The organism is Helicobacter sp. 13S00477-4 (assembly GCF_002272785.1).
Taxonomy (GTDB): Bacteria; Campylobacterota; Campylobacteria; order Campylobacterales; family Helicobacteraceae; genus Helicobacter_J.
Genome location: NZ_MLAS01000002.1, coordinates 34709 through 51461 on the forward strand (window position 1 = coordinate 34709; position 16753 = coordinate 51461).

Consider the following 16753-nt stretch of genomic DNA (forward strand, 5'->3'; position numbering starts at 1 on the left):
GGTATTGATATGATGAATGTATTTATGAAAAAAAAATCGCTTGTAGCTAGGGAAAGTTTCCAAAATACTCAACATATTCACTTTGAAGAAGGAATCATCCTTTGGATTGATCTCTTACATCCTACGATTGAAGAAGTTTCTTATATTGCCAAAACATATATGCTTGATATTCCAACCAAAGAAGAAAGAGAAGAGATTGAACAAAGTGCAAGGTATTGGGAAGATAGCACCAGTATAACCATCAATACCTATTTTTTGATACGCAGTTCAGAATTTGAACTCCACAATAAGACCGTTACATTTATCCTATATAAAGGCATCCTATTCACTATCCGATACAATGAATTTAAAGTATTTGATGAAATTCAAGAAAGAGTTTTAGCCAGTCCAAAAAACTTTGAAGATGGATTTGATCTTTTGAGTAAAATCTTTGAAGTTCGTATTGAAAAAGATGCTGATATGTTAGAAGGTGCTGGTAGAGAGACAAGTGAATTAAGAAAAAATGTGGTTTTCAATGACAAAAATATTAATCATGATATTATCCTCACCAAGCTCTCAATCCTACAAGAAATCAATATGAATCTACGTGACTCCTTATTTGACAAACGTCGTGCCATTACTGCATTGCTAAAAAGCGATAAAGTCGATATGGATGTCAAAAAAAATCTTACCATCGTCCTCAAAGATATCAATTCACTCGTAGAATTTACAACCGTAAATATGAACGTCTTAGATAATATTCAAAATCTATTCACCAGCCAAATCAATGTCGAGCAAAACAAAATAATCAAGGTTTTCACAGTTGCTACGATGGCAATGATGCCTCCTACTCTCATTGGCACAATTTATGGGATGAATTTTGAACATATGCCTGAGCTGCATTGGGAATTTGGATATCCTATTGCCATTATTGTGATGATAATTTCTACAATACTCCCTGTGATTTATTTTAAAAAGAAGGGTTGGTTGTGACCACTTGGCTTATAGATCCAAATGCTTGGGCTGCTTTAGCGACACTAACCCTTCTTGAAATCATACTTGGTATTGATAATATTATTTTTATTGCTATCATTGTAGGAAAGCTTCCAGAACATCAGAGGAATAAAGCTAGGATTTTAGGATTGATGTTAGCGATGATCACTCGCATAGCATTACTAGCATCTCTTTTTTGGATAATGAAACTTACTGATCCAATTTTTGAGCTTCTTGGTAATCAAATTTCAGGCAAAGATATTATCCTCATTCTTGGTGGTTTGTTTTTGATATATAAAAGCACAAAAGAAATCCATACTCAACTTACCCCTAACCAACAAGAAAAAAATAAATACATCAAATCACCAAATTTTTTCATTGCACTTCTTCAGATAGCTATCTTAGATATTATATTCTCGCTTGATTCAGTTGTTACTGCAGTGGGGATGGCTGAACATTTATCTGTGATGGTTATTGCCATTATATTAGCTGTGATCATAATGATGATCGCTTCAAAAAGCATTTCAGATTTTGTAGAATCTTATCCAACGATAAAAACACTTGCATTAGCTTTTTTACTCATCATAGGTATTGCTCTTTTAGCCGATGGTTTTGACTTCCATATCCCTAAAGGCTATATATATTTTGCAATGGCTTTCTCACTCATAGTTGAATGCATCAATATTTACACAAGAAAAAATTCAAAAAAATAAAACCTTCATTGATGATAGTTTTATGAATTAATTTATTCTTAAAACTACATCTTCTATAATCATAAATTATTTTATAAAAATATCTTCAAGGAAATAAGTTTATGAAAAAAATATTTTATTGTGTAATTTTGATTTCTTCAATCCTTTCAGTTAATGCACAAGAAAAACCACCAGCTTCACCCCCAGCACCTACAAAAGTTTCTGATGATGAGCCTAAGGAAAATAATATTACCGGAGGTTTATTCATAGGATTTAGCTACGGAGGAGATCTGATATATGATGATGTTAAGCTTCCAAATAATTTATACACCTACAATGTCAAAGACAAAAAACCAAATTATTTAGACTCCTTTAACCCTGATGGTATTGGATTTGAAGCAAGATTAGGATTGATAAAAACCTTCAAAAATATAGGTCTTCGTGCGTATGCTTATTATGGAAAAAGTTGGCTTAGTTATGAGAGTTTAGGATTCAACGAAAGAATATCTAGCTTGATTGTTGGGACTGATGACTTTATTCAAACAGGGTATCTTGATGTGCAGTATTATGGTGGGATAATCGATCTGATGCTTGGTGCTTTTCAAAGCAAGGGTTTTAGTGCATATTTCACACTCGGTGGGGGTTATCAATATACAAACTACACCTCAGCTGGAACATTTTCTGTTGGGGATAAAAACAATGATGCTACAAGCATATTCAGTGGAAAAACAGTTACAGATATCTATAGCGGTAGGAATAAAGCAAGTGTAGTAGAATATGCAAGTCCTGTTGTGAGTCTAGGACTTGGAGCTATTTCTGGCAAACACCATATGCTTGAAGCTAATATGCGCTACATCATCAACACACCAACAATTGATGCTTACACTACGGTTGCCTATGAAGGAACTGCTTACAAAGGGATAGATCTTACCACTACTCATACAAAAAGATATAATGATGATGAACACATTATGATTCAAAACAACATCATGATACATCTTAATTTTATGTTAAGTTATTCGTATATATTCTAAATATTCAAAAAAATATTATTCTAAGATATTCCAAAAACCCTTTGGAATATCTTATCCACATTCTTAGTATAATAATCATAATTAAAGCACTCTTTAATAGATTTTTCATCTATAATACTTAATAATTCAGTATCTTTTAATAAATGTTGCAAATAAAGACTTTCTCCTTTTTCGTTCAATGCACTTTTCCCATGTCCTAAATCCTCCCATACCTTCATTGCATTCCTTTGGACTATTTTATAACTATCCTCTCTACTCAATCCTTTTTTAGGTAACTCAAGCAATATCCTTTGGGAAAATACTAATCCACCTGTAAGATTGAGATTTTTCATCATATTTTTTGGATATACAACCAAATTTTCAATCAACCCCTTCAAACGATCAAGCATAAAATCACTTGTGATAAAAGCATCAGGCAAAATAAATCTCTCGACAGAACTATGACTAATATCACGCTCATGCCACAAAGCGACATTCTCCATCGCAGGAATAGAATAACTCCGTATGACACGGCATAACCCTGTAATATTCTCACTTAAAACAGGGTTTCGTTTATGAGGCATAGCAGAACTTCCTTTTTGTCCGGGAGAAAAATATTCTTCAGCTTCATAAACCTCTGTTCGCTGATAATGCCTAATAGCAACAGCAATCTTTTCACAACTAGAAGCCAATAAAGCCAAGTCATTTATCAATCTAGCATACCTATCCCTTTGGATAATTTGGTTGCTTGCAGGTGCGGGCAAAAGGTCTAGTTCTTCACATACTATCTCTTCAAGCTCCATAGGAGTATGTGCCATATTACCCATTGCACCACTAATAGCACCTACTGAAATAACTCTCATTGTTTGATTCAAAGATTCTAAATGTCTATTTATCTCATCATACCATATTGCTAAGACCAAACCAAAAGTAATTGGCTCACCATGTATGCCATGACTACGACCTACCATCAAAGTATTTTTGTATTCAAAGGCTCTTTTTTTTATAGCTTCTTTTAAAAATTCAACATCCTCTAAAATTATCTTCAAACTATCCCTAATCTGCAATGCCATAGCCGTATCAATACAATCACTAGAAGTAATCCCATAATGTACAAACCTTGATTCTTCGCCTAAACTTTCAGCAACAGAAGTTGTAAAAGCAATCAAATCATGCTTAGTAACAGTTTCAATCTCATTGATCCTATCAATATCAAACGAAGCATTTTTACAAATCTTTTGACAATCATCATCAGGTATAAAACCTAATTTATTCCAACCTTTCACGACTGCTTTTTCAACCTCAAGCCAAGCAGAATATTTTGCCTTCAAGCTCCATATTTGTTTCATTTTTTCCCTAGCATATCGTTCAACCATAAGAATCCCTTAAAAATTTATGAATCAAATCAATGAAGTCAAAAAAGTATAATCAAAATTAGAAGAAAAATCCAATAAAATCAAAAAACCAAATCAGACTTTGGCTTCTTCTCTCTTCTGTAAATATTCCCACCTAGAATCAACATCTTTTTGAAATTGTTCAATGATATGTTCATTTTCAGGCTTGAAAAGATGCTTAAATCTACCCTGTGCAGCTAAATAATCTTTCACTGGAATAACATTTTTAGGACGATAAGTAATCCTAACCTCAGTACCATTAATGATTTCAAAAAGTGGGAAAACAAGGCTATCTACAGCTAAATCACTTATTTCTACTGTCTGATTAGCATCAAATCTCCATTCTGTCGTGCAAGCACTCATAGCGTTGATAAAAGTAGGTCCTTGTGTATCAATGGCTTGTTTTATTTTTTTATTCATATCTTTCCACTTATTTGGAGCAACTTGAGCTACATAAGGTGATCCATGTGCAGCCATTACGAATAAAATATCTTTCTTTTTTTCTTTTTTACCATAGCTAACCCTACCAGCAGGCGTAGTAGAAGTACTTGCTCCAATGGGTGTAGAACCACTCCTTTGTCCACCTGTATTCGCATAAACTTCATTGTCCAAACAAATATAAGTCATATCATGACCTCGCTCAAAACAACCACTAATCCATTGAAAACCTATATCATAAGTAGAGCCATCACCACCAAAGGCAATAAACTTAGGTTTTTGTCCATTATATTTACCTTTTCTTGCCAAAGCCTTATACATTGCTTCTACACCAGCCACAGCAGTAGAACCATTTTCAAATCCAATATGTATCCAAGGAACATCCCAAGAAGTATGAGGATACACTGCTGTTGATACTTCTACACAACCTGTAGAATTTCCCAAAACAACAGGACCATCTACTGCATTAAGCACTTCTCTAATAATCATCCCATGAGCACATCCCGGACACAAAAGATGAGAACCTTCAAATTTTTCTGCTGATTTGCTAAATTGCTTCAAATTTTTTATTTCTTTTACCATCAATTCTCCTTTAGCAAAAGCTTAGCTTAGGACCTCTAAGTCCTATAAATTGCTGTGTAGGGTGAGTGAGTTTTCCTAAATTAGCATTATTTTGAAGTTCATTATAGATATTAACTAAATCAACTTGCCTCAAATCCCTCTCACCCAAACCATAAATATAATTAGAAAGGACAGGATGTTGCGTACCTTGAGCCTGATAAAGAGAAGCTGCAACTTCATTGAATAATGCCCCCATAGCACCTGCTGGCAAACTTTTATCCATAATCGCAAGTGCTTTGAGCCCCTTAAGGACATTCCCTAGCTTCAAATATGGAAAGGGTCTAAACACACGAATGGTCACCACTCCTGCTTTAATCCCCTGTTCTTGACGAACTTTCTTTGCTGCAACACGAGCAGATTCCACCGTAGTACCTAATGCAAAAATAGCAACATCTGCATCTTCTATGTCATAAGTTTCAATAAGATTATACTTACGACCTGTAAGTTCGGCAAAATCATTAAATACTTCTTCAATCACTATATCAGAATGCATCAAAGAATTATGCAACTGGGCTTTATGTTCAAAATGCCAATCTTCTTCAGCTTGTGCACCATAAGTAGCGGGTTTTTCAAAATCAAGTAAAGGATTTTTACTCTGATAATCACCAATAAAAGAATAGGCAACCTCATCACTCAAAGGACGAACATTCTGAGCAGTGTGAGAACTTAAAAATCCATCTTGATTGACAATAGTAGGTATTCTTACCTTCATATTTTCTGCAATTTTAAAAGCCATTAAACCAAAATCATATGCTTCTTGAGGATTACAAGTACAAAGATTTATCCAGCCTGCATCTCTTCCTAAATACATATCTGAGTGATCCCCATGAATATTCAAAGGAGAAGCAAGTGCTCTATTTACTAAATTAAGCACTATAGGCAAACGCATCCCTGAAGCTTGATACAAAACTTCAATCATCAATGCAAAGCCCTGTGAACTTGTAGCTGTAGCAACTCTTCCTCCTGCTGCTGCTGCACCAACACAAGCACTCATAGCAGCATGTTCTGATTCTACCATTACAAATTCACCATCAACATAACCATTACCTATAAAACTACCATAATTTTGCACAATGGGGGTAGAAGGTGTGATGGGATAAGCAGCCACTACATCAATACGAGCTTGTCTAAGGGCGTGAGAAGCAGCCATATTTCCATCCCAAACCTCTACTTCTTGTAATTCAATCGGATTTGCCATTATCTCTCCTTCAATCCCTTTTTTTCTCTTCTTTTTTAGGCCAGTTATTCAAAGCAGATACATTATCTTGATGATCACTAAACATCAATAAAGATTTTGGATTTGTAGGGCATACACTCACACAGATTCCACACCCTTTACAATGAACATAATCAATCCCACTAAGCTTTTCATTCCTAGAAAGGATTGCAGCATCAGGGCAATAAACCCAGCAATTAAAACAATTTATACAAATTTCGCTATTGTGAACAGGTTTTTCAACCCTCCAATGAGCAACACTAGCCTTAAAAGAGCTTTCTTGAGTATAATCACGCTCATCATTATGAAAATCTAATGCTTCTTGACCTTTTTCTTCAAAAGGAAACAAAATAGCACCAATTTCAAAATCATTCCAACCCTTCATTACAGACTCCTTCATTTCACTTCATCATAAGCCCGCTGGATAGCAAGCATATTTGCATCAATTATTTTTTGTGGTAATTTTTTGCCTAAAACTTTTTTAAACGCTTCTTTAAAAAACTCAATTTCAAGCATACCTGAAACCTTTATAAATGCTCCTAGCATAGGAGCATTTGGAATAGGTTTACCTAAAGTATCAATAGAAATCTGAATGCAATCTAAAATATATATTTTCTTGCCTTCAAGATCAGGTTTTTTATTTATCAATTCTTCTTTGCTTAAATGTGTCGAAATGATATATTGCGTAGTTGGTTTTTCATCCACACAAATATCTGTGATAAAAGTGAGTCCAGGATCAATCACCAAAATATAATCAGGACTCATAAACTTTTCGTGATTCAAGATAGGTTCAGAATCAATACGATTGTAAGCTGTCATAGCAGCCCCTCTCTTTGCAGAACCATACAAAGCAAAAGCTTGGACTTCCTTCCCAGTTCCAGCGACGACATCAGCTAAACCTTTTGCACCAGTTATAGCTCCTTGTCCGGCACGCGAATGCCATCTGATTTCAAACATACACTATCTCCTTGCCTGTATTTTCAAGTTGCTGTTGTTTTAAATAATCTAAATGCAGATAATCGTAACTCTGCCTAAGAATGAATATCATTCTAATTTGTAAAAACGATACAATTCTAAACTATTTCTTTTAGAATTCTACTTTATTTTGTCTAAACAATCAAAATCTGTAAAAATATAAGTTTAAATAATAATTTATTTTGTATAAAATTGTAACATTTAAAGAGTTTTGATGTATTCTAAAGCCTCTAAAGTATCTTCAAATAAATCCTCACAAACCTTATTCAGAGCCTCATAATCTCCATATCCACTCCTTACCCCTATAGGGAACACTTTAGCATCAATGGCTGATTGGACATCTAAAATAGTATCCCCTATCATAAAAACTTTGTAATCTAAAATATTTGCATTCATCTTTTCAAGAGCTTTTAATATAGGTTCTTTATGAGGTTTTGGAAATTTCACATCTTCAATACCAATGATGACCTCAAAATACTCTAAAATACCCAAATATTCTAACAATTCTTTGGAGTATTTCGCAGTTTTTGTAGTCACAATACCTAATCTTGAAAATCCACTTGCTATCTGAATAGATTTTGTTGCATTAGGTAACATTTTTGTCTTTTGCAGGTAAATACTTTTATAATACAACCTATAAGCCTCTACACAAAAATTAATATTATTATCACAAGCCCCTAGAGTGAAAAACATATCTTCTAAAGTATATCCTATCACCTTCCTTACAGAATCTAAAGTTGGTATTTGTATGTGATTTTTTTCACATGCAACACAACAACTTTCATAAATTGATTCTACAGAATCAATAAGCGTCCCATCTAAATCAAATAAAATTATTTTTTCTTTTTGCATGATAAGTCTTTTTGAATAAAACCAGCAGAAAAAATCCCATATTTTGTTTCATACCAAATAATTCCCAATACCACCAGAAATGCTAGAAATTGTGAAAATGGATATGAAATCCATACACCTTCAATACCATAATGCTTGCTTAAAATAGGGAGTAAAATCACTAAAAAGAGCAAAGTATAACAAATAGTAATCAAAAAAGAACTTTTCGTTCTCTGTACAGATTGAAAAAATATTGCACACACGACATTAATACCTAACAAAATATAACCCAAATAATAAACATTCATTGCCTTAAGTGTATCTTCCAATAAATAAGGATCTCGCAAAGCAATATCATCTTTTAAAAACAACCTAACAAGATGAATATCAAGACTATAAAAAATAAAATAAATACCAATACCCACAATCACAGAAACACTAATACCAAATAAAAAAATATTCCTAACACGTTCCAAGCTCCTTGCACCATAGCTAAAGCTAGCTATAGGCTGAATACCTTGTGCTATAGAAAGAAGCACTGTAAAAAAAATAATCCCACTATACATCACAATACCATAAATAGAGACACCTCTCTCACCAGCTATCCCCATGATAGTAGTATTGAACAATAACATCACTACAGCTGCACTCAACTCAGATACTGATTGTGGGATACCACTTTTTGCAGAAGAAATCACAGAAGCAAAATTAAAACGTCTTATAAAATACAATTTTCCTTTTTTGAATAAAAAATGTTGCAAAAGAACACAAAAACCTATAGCATGACCTAAAACAGTGGCTAAAGCACTCCCATAAATACCCATTTCAAAAACAAATAAAAATAAATAATTCAAAATAATGTTCATTAAAGAACCAATAATCATAGCAACCATAGCCAATATAGGTTGTTTATCATTGATAACAAACATATCACTCAAAGGATGCAATACAAGAAAAATAGAACCCAAAAAAATCACTTTCAAATATTCCACAACCAAAGGTTTTAAATTTTCACTACTGCCAAGCAACAAAGCAATATGATCAACAAAAAACCATAAAGTTATGCCTATCACCAAAGTACTGATAATAACAAAATAAAAAACTGAACTAAAAATCAACCTAGCACGATGGACTTCATTTTTGCCCAAAAAATATGAAATAATTGAAGCAGCACCCAAACTAAAGAGCAATTCATATGATATCAACATAGGAAAAACTGGCCAACAAATACTGATAGCAGCTAGTGCTTCTTCGCCTAATTTTTTGCCTACAAAAATACCATCAACGGTAGAATAAGTAGAAAGTGCTATCATCGCACACAAAGAAGGAATAAAATAATAAAAAAATAATTTTTTTATGGGATCATTTCTTAAGTCAATATTAAACATAAAATCACCTAAATATTATCAACTTCAACAATAGTCTAATTTTAAAATCAAAGCAATAAAAAAGAGAGTCAACTTAGAATTCTACAACTATCATAAGAAATAATCAAATTGGATAACTTTTGAAATTGAGGGTATGGTATACAAAAACTAAAAGTCTCTGTATATTAAGAAAATTATCTTTTTGAGAATTGAGGACTTCTTCTAGCTTTCTTCTTGCCGTATTTTTTTCTCTCAACTACTCTGGAATCTCTGGTCAATAGTCCTTTTGGCTTCAAAATAGCACGGAATGATAAATCATAAGCATTCAATGCCTTAGAAATACCATGTCTAAGTGCTTCTGCCTGAGCAGAATAGCCACCACCTAAAGTAACTGCTTGAATATCTACTGATTTTTCTTGCTTGGTCAATATCAAAGGTTGCATTACTTTCATTTTAATAGCCTCGTGTCCACCAAGCCATTCATTCAAATTTTGACCATTGATGATTATTTTTCCACTACCTGAAGCAAGCCAAACTTTTGCTATTGCTGTTTTTCTTTTTCCTGTTGCATAAATTTTTGCCATCTTAAGATTCCTTATTATTTACTTTTTGTAATTTGAGCAGTGTGAGGATGTTCACTACTTTTGTAAACTTTGAGTTTTTTGATCATTGCTCGTCCAAGTTTGGTTTTTGGCAACATCCCTCTAACAGCAAGATGATAAAGCTTTTCAGGCGATTTATCCAACATTTCTTTGAGTGTTTTGCTTTTTGTGCTACCAAAATAACCAGAATGTGAAAAATATTCCTTATTTTCAAGCTTCATTCCAGAAAACTTAACCGCAGTAGCATTTACAATTACAACAAAATCTCCACAATCTACATTTGGTGTATAGCAAGCCTTATGCTTCCCTCTTAAAAGAACAGCTATCTCAGTAATCAGACGACCAAAAGTTTTATCTTTGGCGTCCAAGACTACCCAATCACGTTTTATCTCACTAGCTTTAATGGCTTTTGTAATATCCATATCAATGACCTTTAATTGATTTCATTTTCAAAACTTTTCATAAAAACAAGATAGCTATTATAAGATAAAAATCTTATAAAAAGCTTAATTTAAGCTATATTTTATCTAAAAGCTTGTTCTTGATATTCTAAAATCCGCTTATTTTCTGCACTAATACAATATTCTTCGTCATAAGTTTTTTGGACAACAGAACGGATAATATCCCTTTGTGTATCACATCCCTTGCCATCAAGCATATCCAATACAATAGAATAAAATTGAATATCTTGCACGATAGCATTCAAAGCTTTATCCCTATCTTGCATATAAATTTTTTCATCTTTTGTATATTCTAAAACCCTAATCATTATACGATCAAAAATTTTCAGGGCTAAATTTTGGGGTTTTATTATATTTTTAACGATTCCTTTAGCTCTATCTAATTGACCTTCTAAATCAGGTCTACCAATATAAACCAACACCGAAAGGATAATGATTGTCGTATCAATCTTGGTGCCTAAAGATCGAGTTTGCCATTTTATTAAAAATTTTTCTATATAAGAAAATTGAGCTTTTTGTTTAAAATTTATCAAAGGCTTTAGCCCCCTTTCAATAAACTGTGATATTATATAAAAAACAGCCTTCAAAGTTATACATAGACAAGGTAAAAAATGAAAATAGTCTTTCTAGATGCCAAAACACTTGGGCAATCAAATTTAGATCCGATAAAAAAGCTTGGTGAACTCATAGTATATGAGACTACACAGCCAAATCAAACCCTCCAAAGATGCCAAGAAGCTGATATTGTCCTGACAAATAAAGTTGTCTTGAATGCCTCGACTCTCAATGAATTGCCAAAACTCAAACTTATCTGTGTTACAGCTACAGGGACAAATATTATTGATACACAAACAGCACAAAATTTAGGTATTGCAGTAAAAAATGTCGCTGGATACTCTACACAAAGTGTAGCACAACATACCCTTACGCTTGCCTTAAATTTAATGTCAAGACTAAATTATTATGATGAGTATTGCAAAAGTGGTAAATGGTGCAAAAGTGATATTTTCACTCATATCAATGGAGGACTCAATGAATTAGATGGAAAACAATGGGGTATCATAGGTCTTGGAAGCATTGGCAAAAAAACCGCAAGTTTAGCTCAAGCCTTTGGTGCTCAAATCAGTTATACTTCTACAAGCGGTAAAAATCTTGATGATACTTATACTCAAAAATCACTCTATGGACTTTTGGAAACAAGTGATATTATCTCTATCCATGCACCTTTGAATGACAAAACAAAAAATATCATCACCCAAAAAGAATTATCCTTATTAAAAGAAGGAGCCATACTTATCAATGTAGGTCGTGGAGGTATTGTGAATGAAAATGATATGGCAAACACACTTCAATCAAAAAATATTTTTTTTGCTACAGATGTCTTAGAAGTCGAACCAATGCTTGATGACCATCCTTTTTTAAATCCTAAAATTCAAAATAAACTAATCCTCACTCCTCATATTGCTTGGGCTTACGGGAATGCAAGAGAAAAATTATTAGATTTAGTTATCCAAAATATCAAAGATTTTATTAAAGAAAATCAATCCTAAATCTTTTGATATAATCCAAAGACCCAAATATATTAAGGCAATCAATGCAAATAGGAAAAATCCAAACACTTCAAATCAATAGACTCACCCAACATGGTGCCTACCTAAAATCTAACGATGATGATGAAGAAATCTTATTGCCCAATAAATTTCTCTCCTCCACTCTTGATATAGGAGATTTCATAGAAGTATTTTTATATACAGATTCTGAAGACAGACCAGTGGCAACAACACAAAAGCCCTTTGCTATCCTAGGGCAAATCTGCCCACTCAAAGTTGTATCGATTCAAGATAATGGATGTTTTTTAGATATGGGGATTGACAAGCATATTTTTATGCCTACAAAAAATCCAAAACGATTCAAACTCAATGAAAATATAGTCATCAAAATCAACACAGACAAACAAAACAGACTCATCGCAAGGCTAGGATTCAAAGAATCTTTACTGCCATTCAAAGGAAATGGAAAACACCTCAAGGTAAATATACTCCCATTTGAAAAAACACCACTTGGGATTGGCTGTGTTGTGAATGAAAAATATTATGGCTTACTTTATCACAACCAAATATTTAGCCCTATACAATTAGGTGAATACCAAAATGCCTATATTACAAATATAAGAGCTGATGGCAAACTTGATCTTTGCATAAAATCTCCTCAGCATTTATCAGAAGAAAAACACCAACTCTTAGAACTCATCAAAGACAAAAAAATCCTAGAACTAGATTTCAATTCTTCACCAGAAATCATTCAAAAAATCTGTCGAATGAGCAAAAAAAGCTTCAAAACCATTATCAATACTCTAGTAAAAGAATCAAAAATAAAAATCCTTGATAACCCAAAACAAGTAGGTAAAAAAATAATCCAAATAGCTTAAAAAATTTTACCTATACATTCCAAGCATGCACAATTTTTATAAACTGATATTTTTTATTGTTTGAGATCCTATGTTATGGTGAGGGGTGAGATTGAAGGCATTGAATATGAAACATTTCATTACAATATCAAATCTTGCATATTTGTATCCCTTTAGGTATATAATGCTTATCAATAATAGATTTCAAAGGATACCAAATGGTAGTTTTTGTCAGTGGAGCATCAAGCGGATTTGGGAAAGAGATTTCAAAAAAATTTATAAAAGAAGGGCATAAAATAATCGCTCTTGCTAGAAGGAGAGATCTACTCATAGGACTTCAAAATGAGCTTGGGGAAGCTTGTCAAATCATCATCAGTGATGTTAATGATATCTTTTCAATACAAAATCAACTCAAAAAACTCCCTCAAGATTTCAAATCAGTTGATATACTCATCAATAATGCAGGATTAGCACTTGGTTTAGAATCTGCAGAAAAAGCTGATATTAATGATTGGGAAAAGATGATTCAAACGAATATAAATGGACTCATAAAGCTCACTCATTTCTTCCTGCCCCAAATGGTGTCAAATAAAAAAGGTCATATCATCAATATTGGATCGATTGCAGGGACCTATCCATATCCTGGAGGAAACATATATGGTGCTACAAAAGCATTTGTGAAACAATTCAGCTTAAATCTTCGTGCAGATTTGTATGATAAAAATATCCGAGTGAGCAATATTGAACCAGGCTTAACCGGAGGGAGTGAATTTTCCCTCATCAGGTTTAAGGGCGATAATAACAAAGCAAATAAAGTTTATGAAAATACAAAACCACTCCAACCTAAAGACATTGCTGAAGCTGTATGGTGGGTAGCTTCTTTGCCTGAACACATCAATATCAATAGGATTGAAATGATGCCTACAACTCAAGCACCCGCAGCACTGAATGTAGCCAAAAATTAATTTTATTTAAAATGCAAAAGCAAAATAGCCAAGATCACTAATGGAGCAATATATTTCACAATAAAAAACCATATTTTAAATAACTTTTGACCAAAAAAATGCTTACTAAATTCATAGGCTTTTTTCCTCCCAAGAAACCAACCCAAAAAAACTACCGAACAAAGTCCACCCAATGGCATCAAGATACTTGAAGTTACAAAATCTACCCAGTCAAAAAAACTTTTATCAAAAAAAGTCAATCTATCAGCATAATGACTATCAATGGAAAATATCACCAAAAGTCCTATGATATATACAAATAAACTTGTCCAAAAAGTAGCACTCAATCGCTTGAATCCAAAACGATTGATGAGGTATAACACCACAGGTTCTAATAAAGAAACCGTAGAAGTGATGCCTGCAAAAATCAAAGCACAAAAAAATAAAATGGCTATCACATTCCCCACTAAACCCATCTTGCCAAAAATAAGGGGTAAAGATACAAAAACCAATCCAGCACCTTCTTCGGGCTTACCTCCATATGCAAATATAAAAGTAAATATCATCAATCCGGCTATCAAAGAGATAAGGATACCGGGTATCACAACCCATAAAGAACTTTTCAAAAGATTTTCATTTGATTTTGTAAAAGCAGCATAAGTAACAATAGTCCCCACTCCAAGACTCAGAGAAAAAAATACCTGCCCTAAAGAAGCAAAAATAACTCCTAAATTGATTTTTTCAGGATGGAAGGCAAACATAAAATCAAAAGCCCTACCAAATGAAGGCATACCCATGGCATAAATGAGCAAACCAATGAAAATAATGAACAACAAAGGCATCAAGACAAAATTAAGCTTTTCTATGCCGTTTTTGATACCCTTACATACAATCCAAGCAGTCAAAAACAAACAAACACTAAAACCTAAAATCTGCCACCAAAGGCTATTGTCTCTTAGATGAGCAAATTGGGCTTGAGAATAATCAAGATTCAAAGGCAAATCAAAACTAACTACGAATAAATAATAAAATATCCAACCAAGCACGACTGCATAAAAAGATAAAATCAATGGTCCACCAATCAAGAGTATCGCACTAACTTTCCAAAATTTCATAGGCTTAGGACTTAATTGCTCATAACAAGAGACCATATCTTTTTTGCCTCTATTGCCAATAATCATATCAACTAACAACATTGATACACCTACAGTAAATGTCAAGAATAAATAAAGGATAACAAAAGCTCCTCCTCCATTACTCCCAGCCATATAGGGGAATCTCCAAATATGCCCTAACCCTATAGAACTCCCTAAAGTCGCCAATATAAAACCAAATTTTGAAAAATTAGCCAAAATAAATCCTTATGCAAACAAATCTAAAATCTTAGCAACCCAAATCACAATAACAACAAGTGGAGCAATATAGCGAAGGATAAAAAACCATAATTCAAACATATTTTTTGATAAAAAGTTTTCAGAAAGCTCATAAACTCTCTTTTTACCCACAATCCATCCTACAAAAATCACGGATAAAAGTCCACCCAATGGCATCACAATAGCCGAAGAAGAAAAATCTACCCAATCAAAAAGGCTTTTGTGAAAAAATGTAAGCTTTGCCTGATAGTCTGCATTCAAAGATAATATCAACACAATCCCCGCAATATATATCCCTAATACAATAAGCCAAGTGGCATTAGCTCTTTTCAATCCAAATCTATCAATAATATACATTACAGAAGGCTCTAGTAAAGAAATTGTCGAAGTAATACCGGCAAAACCCAATGCACATAAAAATAAAATTGAAATCACACTGCCAATCAAACCCATTTTACCAAAAATAAGAGGTAAAGATACAAAAACCAATCCAGCACCTTGTGTAACTTTGGCTCCATATTCAAAAACAAAAGTAAATATCATCAATCCAGCTATCAAAGAGATAAGGATACCGGGTATCACAACCCAAATAGCACTTTTCAATAGATTTTGCTCTTGAGTGCTTGAAGCTGAATAAGTGATGATAATCCCTACCCCAAGACTCAGAGAAAAAAATACCTGCCCTAAAGAAGCAACCAAAACATTTGTCGTGATGTCTTCAAAACGAAAGGCAAACATAAAATCAAAAGCCCTCCCAAACGAAGACATACTCATGGCATAAATGAGCAAACCAATGAAAATAATGAACAACAAAGGCATCAAGACAAAATTAAGCTTTTCTATGCCATTTTTGATACCCCTTGAGACAACCCAACCGGTAATGCCCAATACTGCAGTGAAACCTAAAATTTGAGGCCAAATTGAATGAGTCAAAAGATTATCAAACCTAGCTTCAGACGCACCTATATCTTGAGGCAAATCAAAACTAACTACAAAAAGATAATACAAAACCCATCCAAGCACAATAGAATAAAAAGTCAAAATAAAAGGTCCACCAATAAGGGTGATGCCAGCATATCCCCATCGCTTTTTTTTACTCGGATCAAGCTGTTTGAAAGCTTCAGTTGTATTTTTCCTCGTGCTTTGACCAATGATCATTTCTGCGACTAACATTGAAATCCCAATACTCAAAGACAAGAATAAAAATAAAATTACAAACCCACCTCCTCCACTCACTCCAGCCATATAGGGGAATTTCCAAATATGCCCTAACCCTATAGAACTCCCTAAAGTCGCCAATATAAAACCAAATTTTGAAAAATTACTCATCATTTCGCCTCAAAATAATTTAAAAACAAAAATATACTCAATTATATTTTAAAACTTGCAGTGGTTTTCAATAAATAATAAAATCAAATACATTGTTTGAAATTATTAAAATACTTTC

The 16753-nt window shown here is 33.3% G+C and carries 18 protein-coding genes; 6 read left to right on the top strand and 12 right to left on the bottom strand.

Annotated elements, in window-relative coordinates; translation table 11 throughout:
* The first annotated feature begins 9 nt into the window (after positions 1–9).
* The 3 genes from corA to BKH44_RS01595 all read left to right on the top strand — a co-directional run bounded on the left by corA (position 10) and on the right by BKH44_RS01595 (position 2698).
* Positions 10–972, top strand: a complete 963-nt coding sequence (corA, locus tag BKH44_RS01585) for a magnesium/cobalt transporter CorA (protein WP_095269436.1) — start codon at positions 10–12, stop codon at positions 970–972.
* Positions 969–1685 (top strand): TerC family protein, encoded by a 717-nt coding sequence (locus BKH44_RS01590; RefSeq protein ID WP_095269438.1) that lies wholly within the window; start codon positions 969–971, stop codon positions 1683–1685. The genes corA and BKH44_RS01590 overlap by 4 nt, the downstream gene beginning before the upstream one ends.
* A gap of 101 nt (positions 1686–1786) precedes the next feature.
* On the top strand, positions 1787–2698 hold the full coding sequence (locus BKH44_RS01595; RefSeq protein ID WP_095269440.1) for a hypothetical protein: 912 nt from the start codon (positions 1787–1789) through the stop codon (positions 2696–2698).
* A 20-nt stretch (positions 2699–2718) separates the two neighbouring features.
* Here the strand turns inward: BKH44_RS01595 and purB are convergent, their stop codons facing one another.
* From purB to BKH44_RS01645, 10 genes are all read right to left on the bottom strand, one after another.
* On the bottom strand, positions 2719–4053 hold the full coding sequence (purB, locus tag BKH44_RS01600; RefSeq protein WP_095269442.1) for an adenylosuccinate lyase: 1335 nt from the start codon (positions 4051–4053) through the stop codon (positions 2719–2721).
* Positions 4054–4146: 93 nt separating this feature from the next.
* Entirely contained in the window at positions 4147–5091 is a 945-nt protein-coding gene (locus BKH44_RS01605) for a thiamine pyrophosphate-dependent enzyme (RefSeq protein WP_095269444.1), read from the bottom strand.
* A 10-nt stretch (positions 5092–5101) separates the two neighbouring features.
* Positions 5102–6328, bottom strand: coding sequence for a 2-oxoacid:ferredoxin oxidoreductase subunit alpha (locus BKH44_RS01610; RefSeq protein ID WP_095269446.1), 1227 nt, complete (start codon positions 6326–6328; stop codon positions 5102–5104).
* 10 nt (positions 6329–6338) lie between these two features.
* Positions 6339–6731: a 4Fe-4S dicluster-binding protein gene (locus BKH44_RS01615; protein ID WP_095269448.1), complete on the bottom strand. Its 393-nt coding sequence runs from the start codon at positions 6729–6731 to the stop codon at positions 6339–6341.
* Between the two features lie 11 nt (positions 6732–6742).
* The gene (locus tag BKH44_RS01620; RefSeq protein WP_095269450.1) at positions 6743–7303 is read right to left on the bottom strand and encodes a pyruvate flavodoxin oxidoreductase subunit gamma; all 561 of its coding nucleotides are present in this window, start codon (positions 7301–7303) and stop codon (positions 6743–6745) included.
* A 219-nt stretch (positions 7304–7522) separates the two neighbouring features.
* Entirely contained in the window at positions 7523–8173 is a 651-nt protein-coding gene (locus BKH44_RS01625; protein WP_095269452.1) for an HAD family hydrolase, read from the bottom strand.
* Positions 8155–9540 carry an MATE family efflux transporter gene (locus tag BKH44_RS01630; protein ID WP_095269454.1) on the bottom strand — a complete coding sequence of 462 codons (1386 nt, stop codon included), beginning with the start codon at positions 9538–9540 and terminating at the stop codon, positions 8155–8157. Before BKH44_RS01630 ends, BKH44_RS01625 begins: the two co-directional genes overlap by 19 nt.
* Before the next feature lie 173 nt (positions 9541–9713).
* Positions 9714–10103 carry a 30S ribosomal protein S9 gene (gene rpsI / locus BKH44_RS01635; protein ID WP_095269456.1) on the bottom strand — a complete coding sequence of 130 codons (390 nt, stop codon included), beginning with the start codon at positions 10101–10103 and terminating at the stop codon, positions 9714–9716.
* A gap of 14 nt (positions 10104–10117) precedes the next feature.
* Positions 10118–10543, bottom strand: a complete 426-nt coding sequence (gene rplM, locus BKH44_RS01640) for a 50S ribosomal protein L13 (RefSeq protein ID WP_180674077.1) — start codon at positions 10541–10543, stop codon at positions 10118–10120.
* A 101-nt stretch (positions 10544–10644) separates the two neighbouring features.
* Entirely contained in the window at positions 10645–11115 is a 471-nt protein-coding gene (locus BKH44_RS01645) for a hypothetical protein (protein WP_095269458.1), read from the bottom strand.
* A gap of 78 nt (positions 11116–11193) precedes the next feature.
* Here BKH44_RS01645 and BKH44_RS01650 point away from each other — a divergent pair, with 78 nt between their 5' ends.
* The 3 genes from BKH44_RS01650 (at position 11194) to BKH44_RS01660 (ending at position 13954) form a co-directional block, all read left to right on the top strand.
* Positions 11194–12132 carry a D-2-hydroxyacid dehydrogenase gene (locus BKH44_RS01650; RefSeq protein WP_095269460.1) on the top strand — a complete coding sequence of 313 codons (939 nt, stop codon included), beginning with the start codon at positions 11194–11196 and terminating at the stop codon, positions 12130–12132.
* Between the two features lie 44 nt (positions 12133–12176).
* Positions 12177–13010: a S1-like domain-containing RNA-binding protein gene (locus tag BKH44_RS01655; protein WP_095269462.1), complete on the top strand. Its 834-nt coding sequence runs from the start codon at positions 12177–12179 to the stop codon at positions 13008–13010.
* A gap of 197 nt (positions 13011–13207) precedes the next feature.
* Positions 13208–13954 (top strand): SDR family NAD(P)-dependent oxidoreductase, encoded by a 747-nt coding sequence (locus BKH44_RS01660; protein ID WP_095269464.1) that lies wholly within the window; start codon positions 13208–13210, stop codon positions 13952–13954.
* Positions 13955–13956: 2 nt separating this feature from the next.
* On the opposite strand, the gene BKH44_RS01665 is transcribed toward BKH44_RS01660, so the two are convergent.
* Positions 13957–15285, bottom strand: a complete 1329-nt coding sequence (locus BKH44_RS01665; protein ID WP_095269466.1) for a sodium-dependent transporter — start codon at positions 15283–15285, stop codon at positions 13957–13959.
* 9 nt (positions 15286–15294) lie between these two features.
* On the bottom strand, positions 15295–16638 hold the full coding sequence (locus BKH44_RS01670) for a sodium-dependent transporter (RefSeq protein WP_095269468.1): 1344 nt from the start codon (positions 16636–16638) through the stop codon (positions 15295–15297).
* Positions 16639–16753 lie beyond the last annotated feature (115 nt).